This is a genomic window from Pseudomonas sp. AC247, assembly GCF_979258015.1.
The window spans coordinates 811,636-831,436 of the sequence record NZ_OZ409829.1 but is presented as its reverse complement, the minus strand read 5'-3'; the positions used below and the strand labels follow the sequence as shown (position 1 = coordinate 831,436).

The window sequence follows — 19,801 nt, the reverse complement described above, 5'->3', positions numbered from 1 at the left end:
CCCGTAAATGATCGTTCCCACGCTCTGCGTGGGAATGCAGCCGGGGACGCTCTGCGTCCCAAAGTCGTGACGCAGAGCGTCACAGGAGGCATTCCCACGCAGAGCGTGGGAACGATCAGGATCGGGGTTGAATCAGAGGGTGAGGATCATCTCGTGCCACGCCATGCCGCCGTGATCGGACTCCGACGGTTTGATGTAGGCGAAGCCAAAGCCGGCATACAGCGGGATGTGTATTTCTTTGCACATCAAATGAATCGTCGCTTTATCCATCCCGCGCATACGCTCGATGAACTCGCCCATCAAGCGCTTGGCCAAACCCTGCCCCTGATAATCCGGGTGTACCACCACCGACATGATCACCACGTTCGGGCCTTTCGGGTCATGGCCGATCAGTTCCTTGAATGCCTCGTCCGACATCTGCACGTCAAACGCTGCGCCGGAATTGACAAAACCGGCGACCACTCCGTCCACTTCAGCGACGATAAAACCTTCTGGCCAGGTGGCAATACGCGTGGCGATCTTCTCGCGGGTGGCCGCTTCGTCGCCTTCGTAGGCAACGGTTTCGATGGCGTAGCAGCGATCCAGGTCGGCGGCGGTGACGTTGCGGATGAGGGTGTTCATGGCAGCTCGAAAATCAGCAGAAGAAAGTGCCGAAAGGATAAAGGAATAAGTGCGGCATATCGATCCGTGCGGGCGGCGTAAAGCTTGCGTATAAGCGCTTTTCTTCGGGCTCGGGGCGGGCTATTTCTCAGGTGTGTATCTGATCACCCTTGGGGGCAACTTATGAGCAGCGTTGAGATTGGTCTGTTGATGGTGTTGGGCATCAGTACGTTCGGGTTCATCACACTGGCGATCGACCTGCTGCGCACACGGCGTAAACAGCGTTGATCGTATGAGGCGGATCAATGATCCGCCTCATGGTTGTCTGTTCAGGCTTTTTTGGAATCGACCGGCACACAGATTTCCAGTTTGCCGGTGTGCAGACGCGGATTGAAATCGGCGCTGTAACGCTCCAGTTCCGGGGCGTTGAGCTCCACGTAGTGAGAGGTCGGCAACCAGGTCTTGTAGATGTATTGCAGGGTTTGCGGCAACTGCTCGAGCGGCCCCTGGTGTTCAAACACCGCGTACTGGCGGGGCAGCACCTCGACCCACTGGTAGACCTTCTGGTCGAGGTCATCGAGCTTGCTGATTTCCACCCCGGCGATGTAATCGAAGCCACCCTTACCGTCGAAGTTACTGCAGACGCCGTAGGTCACTTCGTTTTTTTGCCCCGGTATCTTTCCCAGGTGCGGCAAGAACTTTTCCCACAGCTTCGGGATGTCCTTTGCGCTGTCTTGGGTAAATCGACCGCGAAAACCTGCAATCAGCAGGAAGTGTCCATGTTCGAAGCGAGGTTCAGCCACTTCGACGCGTTTTTGCTCATCCATGACTCGACTCCTGGCACAAAAAAAGGGGTTCGGCTGGGAGTATAGAAAGCCCAATCCAATTCGCACGCCTACAACGTGTGCAACTGCTCGACGGCACCGGAACCGACGAATTCGTTATAGCCAGATACGATCACGTACACCGCGAAATAGCAGAAGATCGCTGCAGATGCCATGTAGGAGTAACGCAGAAGCTTGTCACCGAGCAGCTTGCCGCCATGACTCGCGGCGAAGCACAAACCGGCCGACCACAGCAGCCCTGCGCAGAGGAAACCGCCAAGGAACAACGCCGAACTCAAAGGGCCGCCGCCCCCGGAACGAGCAATCAAGGTGCCACCGACCGCTGCAAACCAGAGAATCGCGCTCGGCGACGACATGGCGAGAAAAATCCCACGAAAGAATTCCTTGCGATGAGAGTTCTGCCCTACTTCCGCCGTGGCCGCCAACTGCGCCTCGTGATGGATCGCCGAGTAAATCATCTTCGCCGCAAAGTAGATCAGCAGCACCGAGCCGCCGATCCACAGTACCCAGCGCACGCTTTCGTATTGCAGCAGCACCGTCATCCCGGCCAGCGCCAGCACCGCGTAAATCAAGTCGCCGACGCACGTGCCGAGGCCCAGCGCGAAGCCTTGAAAGTAACCGCGCTGCATCGCCAATGTGATCATCGCGATGTTGGCCACGCCGATATCCAGGCACAGCGAAAGGCTCAGCAAAAAGCCGCTGGTGAATTCCATCTACCGATTTCCTTGGGACAAAATTGTTTACAAACGGGCTGGACAGTATGCCATCACTGACCTTATCTTCCGACACAGGTCACCGCAGTGACCAGCGTCGCTCGGACGGTTCCGGGCGCTTACGTTATCCGAGGCAACAATGGCTGAACAAGGTTCGCCGCGCCGCTTTGCGCGCATAGATCGACTCCCCCCTTACGTTTTCAACATCACCGCCGAGCTGAAGATGGCCGCGCGTCGTCGTGGTGAAGACATCATCGACTTGAGCATGGGCAACCCCGACGGCGCCACGCCGCCGCACATTGTCGAAAAACTCGTACAGGTTGCCCAACGCGACGACACCCACGGTTACTCCACATCCAAGGGCATTCCGCGCCTGCGCCGGGCGATTTCCAACTGGTACAAGCAGCGCTACGAAGTCGATATCGACCCGGAAAGCGAAGCCATTGTCACCATCGGTTCCAAGGAAGGCCTGGCGCATTTGATGCTGGCGACTCTGGATCAGGGCGACACCGTATTGGTGCCGAACCCGAGCTATCCGATTCACATCTACGGTGCGGTGATTGCCGGTGCCCAAGTGCGTTCGGTGCCGCTGGTGCCCGGTGTGGACTTCTTCGATGAGTTGGAACGGGCAATTCGCGGCTCGATTCCGAAGCCGAAAATGATGATCCTCGGCTTCCCGTCGAACCCGACTGCGCAGTGCGTGGAACTGGATTTCTTCGAACGGGTGATCGCCCTCGCCAAGCAGTACGACGTGCTGGTAATTCACGATCTGGCCTACGCCGACATCGTCTATGACGGCTGGAAAGCGCCGTCGATCATGCAGGTGCCGGGCGCCAAGGACATCGCGGTGGAGTTTTTCACCTTGTCCAAGAGTTACAACATGGCGGGCTGGCGCATCGGTTTCATGGTCGGTAATCCGGAACTGGTCAACGCCCTCGCGCGGATCAAGAGCTACCACGACTACGGCACCTTTACCCCGCTGCAAGTCGCGGCGATTGCGGCGCTGGAAGGCGATCAACAGTGCGTGCGCGACATCGCCGAGCAGTATCGCCAGCGTCGCAACGTGTTGGTCAAAGGCCTGCATGAACTGGGCTGGATGGTCGAAAATCCGAAGGCGTCGATGTACGTCTGGGCGAAGATCCCCGAGCAGTACGCGCATCTGGGTTCGCTGGAATTCGCCAAGAAACTGCTGGCCGAGGCCAAGGTCTGTGTTTCGCCAGGGGTGGGGTTTGGTGAGTACGGCGATGATCACGTGCGCTTCGCGCTGATCGAAAACCAGGACCGCATTCGCCAGGCTGTGCGCGGGATTCGCGGCATGTTCCGGGCCGATGGATTAGTTACCAAATAACTGACCCACCTCTGATCGTTCCCACGCTCCGCGTGGGAATGCAGCCCGGGACGCTCCGCGTCCCAAAGCGGACGCAGAGCGTCCATTGAGGCATTCCCACGCAGAGCGTGGGAACGATCACCCACAAAAAAACCGCATCGCTGCGGTTTTTTTGTGTCTGCAAGAAGCTGTTTACACGAACAGCGACAGCAGCAGGATGAAGCCCAACGCAACCACCGAGAGGATCGTTTCCATCGCCGTCCAGGTCTTGAACGTCTCGGCCACGGTCATGTTGAAGTACTGCTTCACCAGCCAGAAACCGGCGTCGTTCACGTGCGACAGGATCAGCGAACCGGCGCCGGTAGCGAGTACCAGCAGCTCACGGTTAACGCCCGGAATCATCCCCACCACCGGCACCACAATGCCCGCGCCCGTGATGGTCGCCACAGTCGCCGAACCGGTCGCGATACGAATCACCGCCGCCACCAGCCACGCCAGCAGGATCGGCGAGATTTGCGCGCTGACCGCCATGTGGCCGATCACGTCGCCCACACCGCTGGTCACCAGCATCTGCTTGAAGCCACCGCCGGCACCGATGATCAAAATGATCGCGGCGGTTGGCGCCAGGCTCGCGTCCAGCCACTTGAGCATCTGTTGCGAACCGATGCCTTGTTTGTGCCCGAAGGTGTACAGCGACAGCAGCAACGCCAGCAACAGTGCCGAGATCGGGTGACCGATCATGTCCATCCAGGTGCGGAAGAAGTGACCGTCCGGCAACGCCACGTCAGCGAAGGTTTTCAGCAGCATCAGGAACACCGGCAGCAGCACGGTGATCAGGGTGATGCTGAAGCTCGGCAGCGTGGTCGAGTCGTCGTTTTCGCGGGCCAGTTGATCGACCAGTTCCTGATTCGGGTGACCCGGAATGTGCTTGGCGATGAACGTACCGAAAATCGGACCGGCAATGATCGCGGTTGGCAGCGCCACGATCAGACCATAAAGAATGGTCTTGCCGATGTCCGCGCCGAACACGCCGATAGCCAGCAACGGGCCCGGGTGCGGTGGCACCAGACCGTGCACGGCGGACAGACCGGCGAGCAGCGGGATACCGATCTTGATGATCGACACGCCGGTGCGGCGCGCAACGATGAACACCAACGGAATCAGCAGAACAAAACCGATTTCGAAGAACAGCGGAATGCCCACCAGGAACGCGGCAAACATCATCGCCCACTGGACTTTGTCTTTACCGAATGCACGGATCAAGGTCTGGGCGATCTGATCCGCCCCGCCCGACTCGGCCATCATTTTGCCGAGCATGGTGCCCAGCGCGAGGATGATGCCGACGAAACCGAGCACGCCACCGAAGCCGTCCTGGAACGCTTTGATGATGGTGCCGATCGGCATGCCCGACGTCAGGCCGAGGAACGCGGCAGCGATGGTCAGGGAAATAAACGGGTGAATCTTGAATTTGGTGATCAGGATAATCAGGCCGATTACCGTGACCACTGCATCGAGCAGCAGGTAGGCGTCGTGGGACATGCCAAACATTGGGGGTGTCTCCTGGATTGTTGTTGTTATTAAAGCGGGTTAAACAGAAGTCGTGAGGACTGCGCTAGCTCTTTCAACACACTCATACCGCCTGCTTCAGACCGTGGGCCTGCCACCAGACGTGAGCCTGAGACGCCAGTTCTTCAACACTGTGAATCGAAGCATTCAGCGCCAACGTCAGTGGTTCGCCCTTGGGCGATTCGAGCGTGGCGAACTGGCTTTCGATCAACGTGGCGGGCATGAAGTGGCCCGGACGGTGGGACACACGTTCAGCGGCGACTTCAGGGGTCAATTCAAGAAACACGAAACCCAGGCCCGGCAAGGCACTGCGCAACACTTCGCGATAACTGTGTTTAAGGGCCGAGCAGGTCAGCACCGGGCGTTTGCCCGACGCATCGACGCGACGCAGTTCATCGCACAGGCTGTCGAGCCAGCCGGCACGGTCGTCGTCGTTCAGGGGGATCCCCGCGCTCATCTTTTCGATGTTCGCGGCCGGATGAAAAGTATCGCCTTCAATGGCAGTGGCGCCGCTCAATTGGCACAGGGCCTCGCTGACGCACGTCTTGCCGCAACCGGCAACGCCCATGATGACCAGGGCGGTGATGGGATGACTCATATAACACCTCAGCGCGCAGACAGCGCTACCTTTGCTAGCTATGACTCTAGTGCACAGGCAGAAGTTGCCGACGCCTTCTTGTCGTTTTTTTGGGTTGCAGCAGGTTTGCGCCCAACGCCAAAAAGCGAAGATCAGGCAGGACCTCGCTTACGCATTTACAGCTGCATCAGGACAGCGCTACCTTAGTGCCTTGATTTTTGTTTGGCAAGCCGTCGATGACCACCCCTAAAAACGATAAAAACACTCGCACCACCGGCCGTCCCACCCTCAATGAAGTTGCCCGCCTGGCCGGCGTCAGCCCGATTACCGCCTCCCGCGCCTTGCGTGGGGTCAGCACGGTCGCCACCGAACTGGTGGAAAAAGTGCAAAAAGCCGCCAGTGAACTCAACTATGTGGTCAACCCTGCTGCCCGCGCCTTGGCCTCGGCGCAGAGCCATTCTGTGGTGGTGTTGGTCCCTTCGCTGTCCAACCTGTTGTTCATCGATACGCTGGAAGCCATTCATCGGGTGCTGACGCCCAAGGGCTTCGAAGTGTTGATCGGCAACTTCCACTATTCCCGCGATGAAGAAGAAAACCTGCTGCGCAACTACCTGGCTTATCAGCCGCGAGGTTTTTTGCTGACCGGGTTTGATCGCACCGAAAGTTCACGGCGAATGATCGAGGCCAGCAACATTCCCTGCGTGTACATGATGGAACTGGACAGTGCTGCCGGGGTGAATTGTGTTGGTTTCTCGCAACTGAGTGCAGGTGAAACGGCGGCCGAGCATTTGCTCTCACGCGGGCGCAAGCGCTTGGCGTATATCGGCGCGCAGCTCGATCAACGCACGTTGCTGCGTGGCGAGGGCTTCCGCAAGGCGCTGCAAAAGGCCGGGCGTTATGACCCGGATCTGGAAGTGCTGACGCCGCGTTCGTCGTCCGTGGGTTTGGGTGGCGAGTTGTTCCTGCAACTGTTGGCGGCACACCCGGATGTCGATGCGATCTTCTTCGGTAACGACGACCTGGCGCAGGGGGCGTTGCTCGAAGCGTTGCGCAACGGCATCAGGATTCCCGAGCAGGTGGCAATTCTCGGTTTCAACGACTTGCCGATGTCCGAGCACATGGTCCCGCGCCTGAGCAGTATCAACACCCCACGCGAGGCGATTGGCCGACGTGCTGCGGAGCAAATGCTGACGCTGATGGCCGGCAACAATGTCGCGCGGCCGGTCGAAGACATGGGCTTCGAACTGAAAATCCGCGAAAGCACCTGACCCCTGAAACCACTGTGGTGGGCACAAATCCCGGGGTGAAACACGATCCCGGTAGGAGCCGCCGCAGGCTGCGATCTTTTGATCTGATCTTTTAAAAGCAACATCAAAAGATCGCAGCCTTCGGCAGCTCCTACAGGGGGTTACCCAATGGCTCCCACAGGTTTTTGTGGTGGGCACAAATCCCGGGGTGAAACACGATCCCGGTAGGAGCTGCCGCAGGCTGCGATCTTTTGATCTGATCTTTTAAAAGCAACATCAAAAGATCGCAGCCTTCGGCAGCTCCTACAGGGGGTTACCCAATGACTCCCACAGGTTTTTGTGGTGGGCACAAATCCCGGGGTGAAACACGATCCCGGTAGGAGCTGCCGCAGCCTGCGATCTTTTGATCTGATCTTTTAAAAGCAACATCAAGAGATCGCAGCCTTCGGCAGCTCCTACAGGGGGTTACCCAATGGCTCCCACAGGTTTTTGTGGTGGGCACAAATCCCGGGGTGAAACACGATCCCGGTAGGAGCTGCCGCAGGCTGCGATCTTTTGATCTGATCTTTTAGAATCAACATCAAAAGATCGCAGCCTTCGGCAGCTCCTACAGGGGGTTACCCGATGACTCCCACAGGTTTTTGTGGTGGGCACAAATCCCGGGGTGAAACACGATCCCGGTAGGAGCTGCCGCAGGCTGCGATCTTTTGATCTGATCTTTTAAAAGCAACATCAAAAGATCGCAGCCTTCGGCAGCTCCTACAGGGGGTTACCCAATGAATCGACAAGGGCCAGCGCGCCTTTCTGTAAGGGCTGGCTCTTGAGCCACACCGCGTGCACCGGCATCACCAGGCCGTTTTCGATGTTGCGGAAATTCAGGCGTTTCAGCCTTCCGTTGTCCAGTCGCGGCTGCACCACCGACAACGGAAAATTGCCCCAGCCCAATCCCGCCTCGACCATTTCCATCGCCGTTTCCAGGCTGTCGGTACGCCAATACGACTGCGCCACCAACGGCCGCGTCTCACTGATCGGCAAGTCGCGACTGGCGACGATGATCTGCCGCACATGCACCAGATCCTCGAGGAACAAATCCTGCCCCTGCAATAACGGGCTGTCCGCCGCCAGCGTGGCGATCATCCGTTCGCTGCCGACAAACTGAAAACGCTCCAGCACGTTCATGCTCAACCCGGCGAACGCCAGGCACACGCTGACCCGGCCGCTGTGCAGCATCGCCAGCACGTCATCCTGCGGCGCTGTCAGCACTTCGATATCGAGCAAAGGATGGCGCTCGGCGATCACTTTGATCGCCGCCAGCAAACGCCGCCGATCAATGTCCGCGACTACGCCAATCGACAACTTGCTTTCCAGCCCCAGCGACAGCTCCACCGCGTGCACTTGCAGTTGCTTGAGTTGCTCGGCGATCAGCCGCGCATGCGGCACCAGTGCCAGCGCCATCGCCGTGGGTTGCGGCTCGCGGTGGCTGCGGTCGAACAGCAGATAACCGAGTTCGGCTTCCAGGTTGCCAATACTCATGCTGACGGCAGAAGGCACTCGACCCAACGCACGAGCCGCCGCAGAAAACGAGCCGCGTTCAATCACGGCTAGAAACAACTCGATGCTGTCGCTGTTAAAATTCACTCCGAACACCTATCAACAAAACTGAAAGTAGCTGACTTTTTCTGTCAGCCCTATTGAAGCTATCTTTCGTCGCCTTCGCCAGTCCCACTGGCCAACAAACGGCAAGAAAGAGGCAAAACCGCATGCAAGGCGTCAAACGCAAACTGGTCTACGTGTCGCTCTACGAAGTGATCGGCATGACCTTCTCCGCCCTCGGCCTGGCGCTGTTGTCCGGCACCTCCCCGGACAGCACCGGGCCGTTGGCGGTGATCATCACCACCATCGCCGTAACCTGGAACTTTATTTACACCTCACTCTTCGAGCGCTGGGAAAGCCGTCAGGTCTCGCGCACGCGCACGGTCAAACGCCGCATCGCCCACGCCATCGGTTTTCAATTGACCTTGATCGTGTTCCTGATTCCGTTGATCGCCTGGTGGATGAACATCAGTCTGGTGCAGGCGTTTCTGCTGGATCTGGCGCTGATCATTTTCATCCCGTGCTACACGTTCGCCTTCAACTGGCTGTTTGACCGGATTTTCGGTTTGCCGGCCTCGGCGCTGCCCGATTCGGCGGCTGCGGCATAAATCGTTAATTGGTAAGCAGATATTGCGAGAAATCAGCGGTTTATCCGGATAAACCACCGATATTCACAATCCGTAAACTCCGATAGCAGGCTAAGCTTTTCCATCAATAAAAAATGGACCTGCCCATGACTGCACATGCCTCCGCCGCCGCGCAAAGCGACGGCATCGACCCGATACGCGCCGCCCAAGTGTCTGCCCGCATCGACCGCCTCCCGGCCGTCGCGACGATCTGGCGGTTGGTGGCGCTGCTGTCGATCGGTGGATTTTTCGAACTCTACGACCTGTTCCAGACGGCCTACATCAGCCCCGGCCTGATCCGTGACGGGATCTTCGCCACCGGCAATCAAGGCGTGTTCGGATTCTCCGATCAGGCGGCGTTTGCCTCGGCGACGTTTCTGGGATTGTTTCTCGGCGCCAGCCTGCTCAGCCCGTTGGCGGATCGCTTCGGTCGTCGCGCGATCTTCACCTTCGCGCTGGTCTGGTACACCGTGGCGACGGTGTTGATGGGCATTCAGAGTTCCGCACTGGGGATCATCGGCATGCGTTTTCTGGTCGGCATCGGTTTGGGCATCGAACTGGTGACCATCGACGCCTACCTCTCGGAACTGGTGCCCAAACGCATGCGCAGTTCGGCGTTTGCCTTCGCGTTTTTCGTGCAGTTTCTCTCGGTGCCGGCGGTGGCACTGATGTCGTGGTGGCTGGTGCCGCAGGCGCCGTTCGGCGTGTCCGGCTGGCGTTGGGTGGTGCTGGCGAGCGCAGTGTTCGCGCTGTTTATCTGGTGGCTGCGCAAGCGTCTGCCGGAATCGCCGCGCTGGCTGGCGCAGCAGGGGCGCTTTGATGAGGCCAACCGGATTCTCGACCACATCGAGGCACGATGCGCGAAGGATCACGGCAAGCCGCTGGACGCTCCTGAAACCGTGCCGGTCGATGTCGAAGGCAAGGGTCGTTTCGCCGACATCTGGCAGCCACCCTATCGCCGTCGCGCACTGATGTTGATTGTTTTCCACATCTTCCAGGCCATCGGTTTCTTCGGTTTCGGCAACTGGTTGCCGGCGTTGCTCTCCGGTCAGGGGGTCAGCGTCACGCACAGCTTGATGTATGCGTTCATCATCACCCTCGCCTACCCGCTCGGGCCGTTGCTGTTCGTGAAGTTCGCCAATCGCTTCGAGAACAAATGGCAGATCGTCGGCTCCGCCCTCGGCGCAATGACCTTCGGTACGTTGTTTGCGCTGCAGACCAGCGCATTCGGGCTGATCTTCTGCGGCGTGATGATCACGTTCTGCAACGCGTGGCTGAGCTTCAGTTATCACTCGTACCAGAGCGAACTGTTCCCGACCAATATCCGCGCACGGGCAGTGGGCTTCTGCTATTCGTTCAGTCGCTTGTCGACGGTGTTCAGCAGTCTGTTGATCGGCTTTTTTCTCGACAGCTTCGGCACGCCGGGCGTGTTGGCGTTCATTGCCAGCAGCATGTTGATCGTGATGCTGACCATCGGCTGGTTCGGCCCGCGCACCCGCAATCTGGCGCTGGAAAACATTGCCCATCGTTGAAACCTGGCGGTGATCCCCTGCCACCCGGCGGCAAGGGATGGCCGATCTCCCGTCCAACACTCTGATCAAGCCCTTGAAGTAAAAGGTTTTATTCCAAGGGCATGGTATTTGCTGGGTATGGCCGTCAGTCATTACCTACAGGTCAATTCATCATGTTGGTCAGTGCCAAACAAATGGAAGTGCTGCCGCTGCCCAAGCGGTTAGCCGAAGACGCCACCGCTACGGCGGCGGCCGGTCTGCAAGGCGGCCTGCATGGCGCGATGCTGCAAACCCTGCAAAACCAGGTACAGACGCAAAGCACCGAAGCCACCAGCAAGGTACAGGCTTCAGCCACGCAGATTGCCACCCAACAAGTCAGCGAAGCCACGCGCATCAGCGATAACGTCGACGAGGCGTTCGCCAAGACCCGCGTCAACCTGCAGTCCACCGATGCCACTTCCGTCGCCGGCAAAAGCGCCACCGACGAGTTCAAGGACTACATGAGCAAGACGCCGGAACAGCGCCTGCGCGACAGCATCCTCAAGGACCTGGGCATTACCGAGGAAGACATCGCCAACATGCCGCCGGAGAAACAACTGGCGATCAGCAAAGAGATTGCCCAGCGTTTGCAGGACAAAATGCAACTGGCACAATCGGAGAAAGAGAACGTCAACGACGTCAAGGACAGCGACAAGATGGCGGATAAACTACTCGCTACGCTTTGACGTCGTCTGCTAAAAAAGAGCCCTGAATACGGGCTCTTTTTTTATGGCCGCTCTTCTGGATGGCGGCAGATAACGACGCTACCTGTAATTTCTGACAGTAGACGTCCAGGGCGGTGAAGCCAATGATCCGTGGGCGGGAACAATAAGATTCCCGCATCACTGCAGATATAAGGAGATATCCATGGCTAACACCCTTAACGCTAAATTTACCCTGGCGGGCGCCCCGGCAAGGGCAGACTACGCGGCCACGTCGTTTATCGTCATTCCGAATGCGCCGCCTATTCCTACCAAAGTCATTCGAACCAATGACAATCAGAGCAAAACCCTGACGTTCGAATTCAAAGACGGGGTCGGTACCGGCACTCACGTACTTGATGACCTGACGGCATCCTTCATGTATGCCGACAAACTATATTCCGTGTCCAAAAACCTGACGGGCATGCTTGAAGTAAATCTTCTGGAGGGCACCTATAAGGGCAATTTCAAAGCAATCCTGCCGGATGATTTTGGTAGGGAATGGCAAGTTGAAGGCACCATCGATATTACTGTTGAACCGCTAAAAAAGGCTTGAAGTTCCAATAGCGACTTCCAGGTCTCGATACCCACTGGCGCTCATTCCTTGCCGTCCTCTGGCCAGGAATAAGCGCTTTTTTCAGCGGGTTCAGTTTAGTTGCAGGGTTTCATTGAACTGACTGATCGCATCCACCACATGCCGTGAGCCCTGCTGGATTTCCTGAATCACCGCCCCCGCCTCATTCGCCAGTTCCACGCCAAGCCCGGTGCGGCTCAAACTCGATTGCATGCTCGACACCGCGCTCAACGACAAATCATGGTTCTTGCGCACCACATCGACAATCTCCAGCGTCGCCTGGCTGGTTCGTGCCGCCAGGCTGCGCACCTCGTCGGCCACCACCGCAAACCCGCGCCCATGTTCGCCGGCCCGGGCCGCTTCAATCGCAGCGTTAAGTGCCAGCAGGTTGGTCTGATCGGCAATGCCGCGAATGGTCTGGACGATGGTGCCGATGATGTCCGACTGCTTGCTGACCGCATCGATACTCACTGCGGCTTCGTTGAGGTCGCGGGAAATGTCCTGGATGATCTGCACCGTCTGCTGCACGACTTGCGAGCCTTTCTGCGCACAGGCGTCGTTTTGCACCGAGGTGCTGTGGGCCGATTCGGCAGCGTTTTGCAGGGTGGTCATCTGATGGGTGATGTCGCTGGCGAACTTGACCACTTTGTACAAGCGGCCCTTGGCGTCGAACAGCGGGTTGTACGAGGCCTCCAGATACACCATCTGCCCGGACTTGTTCTTGCGCTCAAAACGATGGGAGTGATATTCGCCGCGATTGAGCGATGCCCAGAACGCCTTGTACTGCGCCGACTCGGACTCAGACCGATGACAGAACAGGCTATGGTGATGGCCGACGACTTCGTTGAGCGAGTACTGCATGGTTTTCAGAAAGTTGTCGTTGGCAGTGATGACATTGCCTTCCGGGGTGAACTCGATCACCGCCATGGAGCGGCTGATCGCCGCGAGCATGCTTTCTTCTTCGTGTTCCTTGTTGACCCGGGCGGTGATGTCCGCCGCCACTTTGATCACACTTCTGACCTGTTTATCCGGGCCGTAGACGGGCATGTAACTGGCCTCGAGCCAGACTTCCTTGCCGCCCTTGTTCAGGCGCAGAAACGTGCCGCTGATCGGTTCACCCCGGGCCAGGTCGCGCCACAATTTGGCGTATTCCTCACTGCGGTAAAACGCTTCTTCGCAAAACACCCGGTGATGTTTGCCGCGCACTTCTTCAGCGCTGTAACCCATGGTCTTGCAGAAGTTTTCATTGGCATCCAGGACGATGCCGTCAGGGCTGAATTCAATCATTGCCATCGAACGGCTGATCGCCGCCAACTTGGCATTGGCCTCGGTCAGGGCGCAGCTGAAACGCTCGATTTCCTGCAGGTCAGCCTTGTGATGTAGGTTGAACATGGTTGTATCACCTTCCGCGCGGACTTTTGATTTGATGAAAGTTCAGTTCTTTCACGATCCACCACTACGTTCCACAGAACAGGCACACGCATTCCTCCACGGGAGGAAGTTGTCAGGTGATAAATGATGATCAATCGGAGTGTCCATGCAGCGACGCTCTAATCAAGACATCCTTCTCTTGATAGCCCGCACGCGGGCCAGCCCTAACGCGTTGAAGAACTTCCATGTACAAGATGCTCCTTGTTGGTTCAGTGTCGGTGCCTTGACTTGCGCACTCTGGCAGCATGAATTCCTGCACTAACCGTGCACGGTCGACATAGTTAGTTACAGGGGAGCATAGCCAGCGCGAGGCCGTGCGCAAGGCCACTAGTCGGCCAGACTCTGGCACTTTTTGCACAAAAAACGGTTCAGCGAGAAATGCATTCCCCCTGTAGGAGCTGCCGCAGGCTGCGATCTTTTGATCTTGAAAAAAATCAAAGTCAAAAGATCGCAGCCTGCGGCAGCTCCTACAGGGGGCGCGGTTAGAGGTTGGTGCTGACTTGGGTGGCTACTTCTGCCGGGACCCAGAGCTTCCAGACTTGGGGTTGACTGCGCAGAAACGCTTCGGCCACTGCCCGTGGCTGTGAGCGTTTTTCACTCATTTGCGCCAGTGTCTGGTTCAACAGATCAATCGGCAGATCGACCTTCTCGAAAAACGTCACCAGCTCCGGATACTGCGCCTTGAACGGCGCCGACACGCCAATTGCCAGGCTTGCCGGCATCGAGCGGGTGCCCTTGGGGTTGGGGTTATTGGCATCGGCCAGGGTTTTCCAGGCCTCGGCATCGAATGGCGGCTCTTCCAGTTTCACCAGTTTGAAACGCCCGAGCAGCGGCGTCGGCGACCAGTAGTAGAACAGCACCGGTTTGCCGCGCCTGATCGACGATGCCACCTCAGCGTCCAGCGCCGCGCCGGAACCGGTGCGGAAGTTGACGAAGCTGTCGTTGAGCGCATACGCCTTGAGCTTCTGGCTGTTGACGATCTCTGAGGTCCAGCCGGTCGGGCTGTTGAGGAAACGTCCGCGGCTCGGGTCTTCCGGATCGCGGAACAGCTCTTTGTAGCGCGGTAGATCCGTCACCGATTTCAGCTCCGGTGCCACAGCCTTGATCCCCCGCTCAGGGTCGCCCTTGATCACATACTCCGGCACCCACCAGCCTTCGGTCGCGCCTTTGACCGTGTCACCAAGGCCAAACACCTTGCCCTCGGCAGCGGCTTTGACCCACGCCGGACTGCGCCCGGCCCATTCTTCGCCGATCACCTGAATATCGTTTTTGGCCAGCGCTGCCTCCAGGCTGACGGTGCTGCCAGGCAATGTGTCGGTCGGGTAGCCGTAGCCTTTTTCAACGATCAGACGCAGCACTTCGGTGATGAAACTGCCGCTCTCCCAGGTGATATCGCCGAAGTGAATCGGCGCGGCTTTCTCAGCCGCCGAGACGGCGCCGACGCTCAGGCTCAGCGCCAGCAATGAACGGCCGAGCAGGGTTTTGATCAATCTCATGCAGACCTCTTTTCTTGTAGGAATTGACGGGCGCTGTGGCGATTGCACAGGGCCTGGGAACGGCTCATGTAGACGCTGACCGAACGTTGCGAGATGCCCAGTTCAGCGGCGATTTGCGGGTAAGTCAGGCCGTCGATGCGCGCGAGCAAAAAGGTCGAGCGGACTTTGCCGGGCAGCCGCTGCAGGCTGCGATCGAGGCGAGACAGTGCCTGACTGAAGTGCGCGATGTCTTCCGGGGATGCGCTGGTTTGCGTCTCGATCGAGGGCAAATGCCGCCGCTCCAGATCAGCATGGCGCCAGCGCTGGAAGAGCAAGCGCCGGGCAATGGTCGTCAGCAGTGCGCGCGGTTCGCGAATCGCTTGCAGCGCAGGGGCTTCGAGCAGTTGCGCGAAGGTTTCGGCAGCGATGTCTTCAATACTGGCGGCGTCGCGCAGATGACCACGCAGGTAGGCGCAAAGCCAGTGGTGATGGGCGCGGAACAAGCCGTCGAGGTGCTGGCGATGAGAAAGGTCGGCGCCGGACATAGGGGCTCCTGGGTTAGGGGTCGCTGAATGTCCGGTGTTCCGGTGGCGCGATCGTAGCAAAGCGCCTTATGCATTAATAATATTTAAATATCATTTTTATATGCATTTTATGAATATAAGATCAAAAGATCGCAGCCTTCGCCAGCTCCTACATGCTCCTGTAGGAGCTGCCGAAGGCTGCGATCTTTCAACGCAAGTGGCCATACCCCAACTCCTCAGCCTCACGCTGATAGTCGAGCACCACCTGATAATCACCCTCACCCGCCGCCAACACCTCTGGCAATCCCAACGTTTGCACAACATCCGGAAGTTCGTGCAACGACTGATTCATCACCTGCCGCAGCCGCTCTATCTGTTCATCCGTAGCACTGGCGCTGGTGATAAAAGGCAAGGTCGGACTGAACGCACTGCGTCCAACAACACGTAATCCGCTGACTTCCTCAGGCGCGTATTGCGCGAGATAGGCATAGGTGACGCTGTCGACAGCGGCCAGATCAGCACGTTTCTCACGCAGCCAACGCAGGCTCTCGCGATGTCCGCCACTGATGCCGACCGAGGAGAAAAACCGCCCATCCCTGTGCAGCGGGGCGAGGCATTGACGCAACAGGTTCATGCCGCTGTTGGAGTCGTCGCTGTTGATCACGCCGCGGCTGTCGCGAAAGGCTGGCAAGGTTTCGCGTGGATCATCGACGCGGCTGAGGATCAGGCTGCAATGATTGCCGGCGCTGGCATCGGGGAGTTCGTAGCGCGGGCGGCCGATCACTCGAACCTGGCCTTTTAACGCTGTCATCAACGGATAACCGCAGGTTTGTGTGAGCAGCAAATTGGGGGATAACCAGAGTTCGGGCAATGACAGGGTTTCAGCGTTCAGGCGTGTGTGGCCGAGGTGCTCAAGGATGCGCGCGAGCCAGCGTTCGTTGGCCACGCGGATGGGCTCGGGGGCGGTGTACATCAAGAGTTCGGCGTGGTATTGGGTCATTCACATATTCCCTGACAACGAATGTCCAAATGTAGGAGTGAGCCTGCTCGCGATAGCGGTGGGTCATGCACAGTAGATGTCACAAACAGACCGCTATCGCGAGCAGGCTCACTCCTACAGGGGACGGTGGTGGTTTTGGCTCAGTGATAGGGATGCTCGGGGCTGTCGATTGGTCTGATGCCATGCTCGCGCCACAACTGCCCGTATCCTTGCACCAGAAACACGCCGCTGCGCGCCAGCCACTGCTCGCGATGTCGCCAGTAGACCTTGGGCAAGTCGTACCACGCCAACCCCGGCAAGTCGTGGTGCACCAGATGAAAGTTGAGGTTGAGAAACAGCCAGCGCCACGGCCACGCGGCCTCGTTGAGCACGCTGCGCTGCTGCGGTTGCGCGTGTGGACGATGTTCATAGTAGGAGCGAATCATCGCGATCGACAGTGCCGGCACGCTGATCAGCAGCACGTAATGCCACACGGGCAGCGCACTGAAACGGGCGATAAATCCGAGCATCAATAAGGTCAGCGTGCCGTGAGTCAGCCACATCAACCACGCCTGGCGCTCGGCGTTTTTCAGCCGTTGCAGTTCTTCTGTGGCCAGTGCGATCAGTGCCAGCGGCGCACCGATCACGAAGCGACCGAGTACGGTTTTGTTCAGCCAGTGCAGGCTGCGCGCGAACAGTGGACGGCCCTGCCAGCGTGCTGCGCTCAGGTAGCGGCTTTCCGGATCGACGCCGGGCACGGTCAGGTCCTCGTCGCGGTGATGCAGCAGATGGCTGTCGCGATAGAGCGTGTACGGATACCACACCGCAAACGGTGCATAACCGAGGATTTTGTTCAGCGCTTTGGAGCGGGTCGGATGGCCATGGAGCAATTCGTGCTGCACCGACAGCCACAACACCAGCAGCGGAATCAGCAACAACGTACTTAGGCCGAGACCGAGCCTATGGCTATTGAGAAGGATGGCAAACCAGCCGCCATACACCGCGATCAGCAGTAACCAGGTCGGCCATTCGGTGCGGGCAGTGAAGCGTTGGCGCAGGGTTTCGATGTGTTGCCGGTGGGCGGCGTCGAAATAATGGGGCATGGCGTTGCTCGCTGCGGGTTCCTTCCCTTTCTGTGCAACGACCACCGAGAATCTTGCAGATTATTTTCAATCAACAGGGAAGCCCGAGAACCGGGCTTCCGAAAGGCGTGATCAGTGACCGAAGATGTCGACTTTCTTGGCCTTCTTCTCCGCACGTTTTTCAATCGCGGTCTTGGCCGGTTTCTTCTTCGCGGCTTTTTTTGAATCCATACCTTTGGACATGATGCGTACTCCACTCACAGGGGATGTGAGCTCAGGTATACACCTATCCACAGGCGCGCGTTCTTTTATAATCGCCGCTTTGCCCACCGACAGTCAGACCCCATGCCCGATACCCAGTACAGCCTGCTCGACGCGTCGCTCTGGCCGTTGATGAACAAGTTTTACCGCAGCCACCAGTCTTCGATGAAAGCGGTGCGCGAGGCGCAATTGTGGGTGGCGCGACGGGGCGAGATTGTGGCGGCGTTGTGCTTGCGGCCGGTGGCGGGTGGGCATTGGTTGACGGGGTTGTTGGTTGATCCGCAGTGCCGAGAGCAAGGGCTTGCTGCACAATTGATTGCGGCGGCGGTGCAGGATGTGACGGAGCCGGTGTGGCTGTTCTGCCATCCGGACTTGCGTGGTTTTTATGAGCGGCGCGGGTTCAGTTATGACCCCGCCCTGCCGCAAGCGATGGCAGAGCGATTGAGCCGCTATGCGCGGAGCAAGCCGATGATTGCGATGGGCCTGGAACGGCACACATTCCTGTAGGAGCAAGGCTTGCCCGCGAAGGCGATGTGTCAGTCAACCATGATGTTGGTTGAATGTGCAGGCCTCTTCGCGGGCAAGCCTTGCTCCTACAAGAAATCAGTCGTCGGCTGTGGGGTCGAGGTCGGGGAACATCACTTCGGTGAAACCGAATTTGCTGAAGTCGGTGATGCGCGACGGGTACAACCGGCCGATCAGGTGATCGCACTCATGCTGCACCACCCGCGCATGAAACCCCGAAGCCACGCGCACAATCGGCTCGCCCTTCGGATCAAACCCTTCGTAGCGAATCTGCTGATAACGGTCCACCGCACCGCGCAACCCCGGCACCGACAAACACCCTTCAAACCCTTCCTCCATCAACGGATTCAACGGCGTGATCAGCGGGTTGATCAGAATCGTCTGCGGCACCGCTTCGGCGTCGGGGTAACGTTCGCTGTGCTCGAAACCGAAGATCACCAGTTGCAGATCAACGCCGATCTGCGGCGCGGCCAGGCCAACGCCACCGACGCTTTCCATGGTCTGGAACATGTCGTCGATCAGTTGCCACAACTCGGCGCTGTTGAACATTTCCGGCGGCACCGGCGGGGCGATGCGCAGCAGGCGCTCGTCGCCCATTTTGAGAATTTCACGGATCATGATCAGACTTCGTCAGTGTCCGGCTTGAGCGAATGATCGCGGCCCAGGCCCGAGACGTGTTGTTTGGGTTGTTCATCGAGTTCGCCGGGGACTTTTTCGCCCGCATCCTTGCCCTCGCTGGACATGTGCTCGATCACCGCGTTCATCTCCGCACCGAGCAGCAGCACCGCGGCGGAAATGTAGAAGTACAGCAAGAGCACGATGATCGCCCCGATGCTGCCATACATCGCGTTGTAGTTGGCGAAGGTTTTCACGTAGAACGCGAAACCCAACGAGGCGATGATCCACACCACCACGGCCAATACCGAGCCCGGCGTGATGAAGCGGAATTCCTGTTTGACGTCAGGCATCACGTAGTAGATCAGTGCCACGGCAACCATCATCAGAATCACGATCACCGGCCAGCGCGCGATGGTCCAAATGGTCACGATGACTTCTTCCAGACCAACCTGCGCGGCAATCCAGCCCATCACTTGCGGCCCGAGCACCATCAACGCGGCGGCTACCAGCAACATGCCGGCAATACCGACGGTGTAGAAAATCGACAGCGGGAAACGCTTCCAGATCGGCCGCCCTTCGACCACGTCATACGCGGCGTTCATCGCGCTCATCATCAGGCGCACGCCAGCGGAGGCGGTGTACAGAGCGATAACGATACCGACCGAGAGCAGACCGCCCTTGGATTGCTGCAGCTGGTCGATTACCGGGTTGACTTGCTCCAGTGCCTGCGGCGGCAAGACCAGTTCCGATTGCAGGCGCAGCCAGGAGAAAAAGTCCGGCAGGTGCAGGAAACCGATCAGGGCGATCAGAAACAGGATGAACGGGAACAGCGAGAACAGCATCTGGTAGGCCAGTGCCGAGGCGTAGGTCGACATTTCGTCATCGACGAATTCAGTGACCGTGCGCACCATCACCCGGTGCAGGGGCAGACCTTTCATGTCCGGAAATATCATTCGCGTCTCCTTTCGCCGCTATAGGTTTGAAGTC

19 protein-coding genes and 2 pseudogenes are annotated in these 19,801 nt (G+C 58.3%); 7 read left to right on the top strand and 14 right to left on the bottom strand.

Annotated elements, in window-relative coordinates:
* Positions 1-132 precede the first annotated feature (132 nt).
* From ACZZ0B_RS03955 to ACZZ0B_RS03945, 3 genes are all read right to left on the bottom strand, one after another.
* Complete coding sequence (locus ACZZ0B_RS03955; RefSeq protein WP_463544412.1) at positions 133-621, bottom strand: GNAT family N-acetyltransferase; 489 nt, start codon at positions 619-621, stop codon at positions 133-135.
* A 308-nt stretch (positions 622-929) separates the two neighbouring features.
* Positions 930-1,427 carry a GyrI-like domain-containing protein gene (locus ACZZ0B_RS03950; RefSeq protein WP_463544411.1) on the bottom strand — a complete coding sequence of 166 codons (498 nt, stop codon included), beginning with the start codon at positions 1,425-1,427 and terminating at the stop codon, positions 930-932.
* 68 nt (positions 1,428-1,495) lie between these two features.
* Positions 1,496-2,158 carry a LysE family translocator gene (locus ACZZ0B_RS03945; RefSeq protein WP_463544410.1) on the bottom strand — a complete coding sequence of 221 codons (663 nt, stop codon included), beginning with the start codon at positions 2,156-2,158 and terminating at the stop codon, positions 1,496-1,498.
* 139 nt (positions 2,159-2,297) lie between these two features.
* Here ACZZ0B_RS03945 and alaC point away from each other — a divergent pair, with 139 nt between their 5' ends.
* On the top strand, positions 2,298-3,506 hold the full coding sequence (gene alaC, locus ACZZ0B_RS03940; RefSeq protein WP_008082017.1) for an alanine transaminase: 1,209 nt from the start codon (positions 2,298-2,300) through the stop codon (positions 3,504-3,506).
* 171 nt (positions 3,507-3,677) lie between these two features.
* Here the strand turns inward: alaC and ACZZ0B_RS03935 are convergent, their stop codons facing one another.
* Together ACZZ0B_RS03935 and ACZZ0B_RS03930 are read right to left on the bottom strand one after the other, a co-directional pair.
* On the bottom strand, positions 3,678-5,033 hold the full coding sequence (locus ACZZ0B_RS03935; protein WP_463544409.1) for a GntP family permease: 1,356 nt from the start codon (positions 5,031-5,033) through the stop codon (positions 3,678-3,680).
* A gap of 82 nt (positions 5,034-5,115) precedes the next feature.
* A complete protein-coding gene (locus ACZZ0B_RS03930) occupies positions 5,116-5,649 on the bottom strand; it encodes a gluconokinase (protein WP_007917804.1) in 534 nt (177 codons plus the stop codon).
* A 215-nt stretch (positions 5,650-5,864) separates the two neighbouring features.
* On the opposite strand from ACZZ0B_RS03930, the gene gntR reads away from it, so the two are divergent.
* Positions 5,865-6,896: an HTH-type transcriptional regulator GntR gene (gene gntR / locus ACZZ0B_RS03925; RefSeq protein WP_008082021.1), complete on the top strand. Its 1,032-nt coding sequence runs from the start codon at positions 5,865-5,867 to the stop codon at positions 6,894-6,896.
* A gap of 738 nt (positions 6,897-7,634) precedes the next feature.
* Here gntR and ACZZ0B_RS03920 read toward each other — a convergent pair.
* Positions 7,635-8,513: a LysR family transcriptional regulator gene (locus tag ACZZ0B_RS03920; RefSeq protein ID WP_463544408.1), complete on the bottom strand. Its 879-nt coding sequence runs from the start codon at positions 8,511-8,513 to the stop codon at positions 7,635-7,637.
* 122 nt (positions 8,514-8,635) lie between these two features.
* Between ACZZ0B_RS03920 and ACZZ0B_RS03915 the strand changes: the two genes are divergently transcribed.
* From ACZZ0B_RS03915 to ACZZ0B_RS03900, 4 genes are all read left to right on the top strand, one after another.
* Complete coding sequence (locus ACZZ0B_RS03915) at positions 8,636-9,076, top strand: PACE efflux transporter (protein WP_463544407.1); 441 nt, start codon at positions 8,636-8,638, stop codon at positions 9,074-9,076.
* Between the two features lie 125 nt (positions 9,077-9,201).
* The gene (locus tag ACZZ0B_RS03910; RefSeq protein WP_463544406.1) at positions 9,202-10,626 is read left to right on the top strand and encodes an MFS transporter; all 1,425 of its coding nucleotides are present in this window, start codon (positions 9,202-9,204) and stop codon (positions 10,624-10,626) included.
* A 152-nt stretch (positions 10,627-10,778) separates the two neighbouring features.
* On the top strand, positions 10,779-11,330 hold the full coding sequence (locus ACZZ0B_RS03905; protein WP_008082322.1) for a hypothetical protein: 552 nt from the start codon (positions 10,779-10,781) through the stop codon (positions 11,328-11,330).
* 181 nt (positions 11,331-11,511) lie between these two features.
* The gene (locus ACZZ0B_RS03900) at positions 11,512-11,901 is read left to right on the top strand and encodes a hypothetical protein (protein ID WP_463544405.1); all 390 of its coding nucleotides are present in this window, start codon (positions 11,512-11,514) and stop codon (positions 11,899-11,901) included.
* 90 nt (positions 11,902-11,991) lie between these two features.
* Here ACZZ0B_RS03900 and ACZZ0B_RS03895 read toward each other — a convergent pair.
* From ACZZ0B_RS03895 to ACZZ0B_RS03870, 6 genes and pseudogenes are all read right to left on the bottom strand, one after another.
* Positions 11,992-12,420, bottom strand: a pseudogene (locus ACZZ0B_RS03895) (methyl-accepting chemotaxis protein); the annotation flags it as partial.
* 114 nt (positions 12,421-12,534) lie between these two features.
* Positions 12,535-13,311: pseudogene (locus tag ACZZ0B_RS03890) on the bottom strand (PAS domain-containing protein); the annotation flags it as partial.
* 521 nt (positions 13,312-13,832) lie between these two features.
* The gene (locus ACZZ0B_RS03885; RefSeq protein WP_463544404.1) at positions 13,833-14,846 is read right to left on the bottom strand and encodes an ABC transporter substrate-binding protein; all 1,014 of its coding nucleotides are present in this window, start codon (positions 14,844-14,846) and stop codon (positions 13,833-13,835) included.
* Positions 14,843-15,370, bottom strand: a complete 528-nt coding sequence (locus ACZZ0B_RS03880) for a sigma-70 family RNA polymerase sigma factor (protein ID WP_008082330.1) — start codon at positions 15,368-15,370, stop codon at positions 14,843-14,845. Before ACZZ0B_RS03880 ends, ACZZ0B_RS03885 begins: the two co-directional genes overlap by 4 nt.
* Before the next feature lie 187 nt (positions 15,371-15,557).
* Entirely contained in the window at positions 15,558-16,349 is a 792-nt protein-coding gene (locus tag ACZZ0B_RS03875; RefSeq protein ID WP_463544403.1) for a phosphate/phosphite/phosphonate ABC transporter substrate-binding protein, read from the bottom strand.
* A gap of 140 nt (positions 16,350-16,489) precedes the next feature.
* Positions 16,490-17,431, bottom strand: coding sequence for a fatty acid desaturase (locus ACZZ0B_RS03870; RefSeq protein WP_463544402.1), 942 nt, complete (start codon positions 17,429-17,431; stop codon positions 16,490-16,492).
* Positions 17,432-17,755: 324 nt separating this feature from the next.
* On the opposite strand from ACZZ0B_RS03870, the gene ACZZ0B_RS03865 reads away from it, so the two are divergent.
* A complete protein-coding gene (locus tag ACZZ0B_RS03865; RefSeq protein WP_463544401.1) occupies positions 17,756-18,178 on the top strand; it encodes a GNAT family N-acetyltransferase in 423 nt (140 codons plus the stop codon).
* A gap of 96 nt (positions 18,179-18,274) precedes the next feature.
* Here the strand turns inward: ACZZ0B_RS03865 and def are convergent, their stop codons facing one another.
* Together def and ACZZ0B_RS03855 are read right to left on the bottom strand one after the other, a co-directional pair.
* Positions 18,275-18,814, bottom strand: coding sequence for a peptide deformylase (gene def, locus ACZZ0B_RS03860; RefSeq protein WP_463544400.1), 540 nt, complete (start codon positions 18,812-18,814; stop codon positions 18,275-18,277).
* Between the two features lie 2 nt (positions 18,815-18,816).
* A complete protein-coding gene (locus tag ACZZ0B_RS03855) occupies positions 18,817-19,767 on the bottom strand; it encodes a YihY/virulence factor BrkB family protein (protein ID WP_008082338.1) in 951 nt (316 codons plus the stop codon).
* Positions 19,768-19,801 lie beyond the last annotated feature (34 nt).

Coding starts and splice junctions, on each gene's coding strand:
- ACZZ0B_RS03955 (WP_463544412.1), bottom strand. CDS start 621: ATGAACACCCTCATCCGCAACGTCACCGCCGCCGACCTGGATCGCTGC.
- ACZZ0B_RS03950 (WP_463544411.1), bottom strand. CDS start 1,427: ATGGATGAGCAAAAACGCGTCGAAGTGGCTGAACCTCGCTTCGAACAT.
- ACZZ0B_RS03945 (WP_463544410.1), bottom strand. CDS start 2,158: ATGGAATTCACCAGCGGCTTTTTGCTGAGCCTTTCGCTGTGCCTGGAT.
- alaC (WP_008082017.1), top strand. CDS start 2,298: ATGGCTGAACAAGGTTCGCCGCGCCGCTTTGCGCGCATAGATCGACTC.
- ACZZ0B_RS03935 (WP_463544409.1), bottom strand. CDS start 5,033: ATGTTTGGCATGTCCCACGACGCCTACCTGCTGCTCGATGCAGTGGTC.
- ACZZ0B_RS03930 (WP_007917804.1), bottom strand. CDS start 5,649: ATGAGTCATCCCATCACCGCCCTGGTCATCATGGGCGTTGCCGGTTGC.
- gntR (WP_008082021.1), top strand. CDS start 5,865: ATGACCACCCCTAAAAACGATAAAAACACTCGCACCACCGGCCGTCCC.
- ACZZ0B_RS03915 (WP_463544407.1), top strand. CDS start 8,636: ATGCAAGGCGTCAAACGCAAACTGGTCTACGTGTCGCTCTACGAAGTG.
- ACZZ0B_RS03910 (WP_463544406.1), top strand. CDS start 9,202: ATGACTGCACATGCCTCCGCCGCCGCGCAAAGCGACGGCATCGACCCG.
- ACZZ0B_RS03905 (WP_008082322.1), top strand. CDS start 10,779: ATGTTGGTCAGTGCCAAACAAATGGAAGTGCTGCCGCTGCCCAAGCGG.
- ACZZ0B_RS03900 (WP_463544405.1), top strand. CDS start 11,512: ATGGCTAACACCCTTAACGCTAAATTTACCCTGGCGGGCGCCCCGGCA.
- ACZZ0B_RS03885 (WP_463544404.1), bottom strand. CDS start 14,846: ATGAGATTGATCAAAACCCTGCTCGGCCGTTCATTGCTGGCGCTGAGC.
- ACZZ0B_RS03880 (WP_008082330.1), bottom strand. CDS start 15,370: ATGTCCGGCGCCGACCTTTCTCATCGCCAGCACCTCGACGGCTTGTTC.
- ACZZ0B_RS03875 (WP_463544403.1), bottom strand. CDS start 16,349: ATGACCCAATACCACGCCGAACTCTTGATGTACACCGCCCCCGAGCCC.
- ACZZ0B_RS03870 (WP_463544402.1), bottom strand. CDS start 17,431: ATGCCCCATTATTTCGACGCCGCCCACCGGCAACACATCGAAACCCTG.
- ACZZ0B_RS03865 (WP_463544401.1), top strand. CDS start 17,756: ATGCCCGATACCCAGTACAGCCTGCTCGACGCGTCGCTCTGGCCGTTG.
- def (WP_463544400.1), bottom strand. CDS start 18,814: ATGATCCGTGAAATTCTCAAAATGGGCGACGAGCGCCTGCTGCGCATC.
- ACZZ0B_RS03855 (WP_008082338.1), bottom strand. CDS start 19,767: ATGATATTTCCGGACATGAAAGGTCTGCCCCTGCACCGGGTGATGGTG.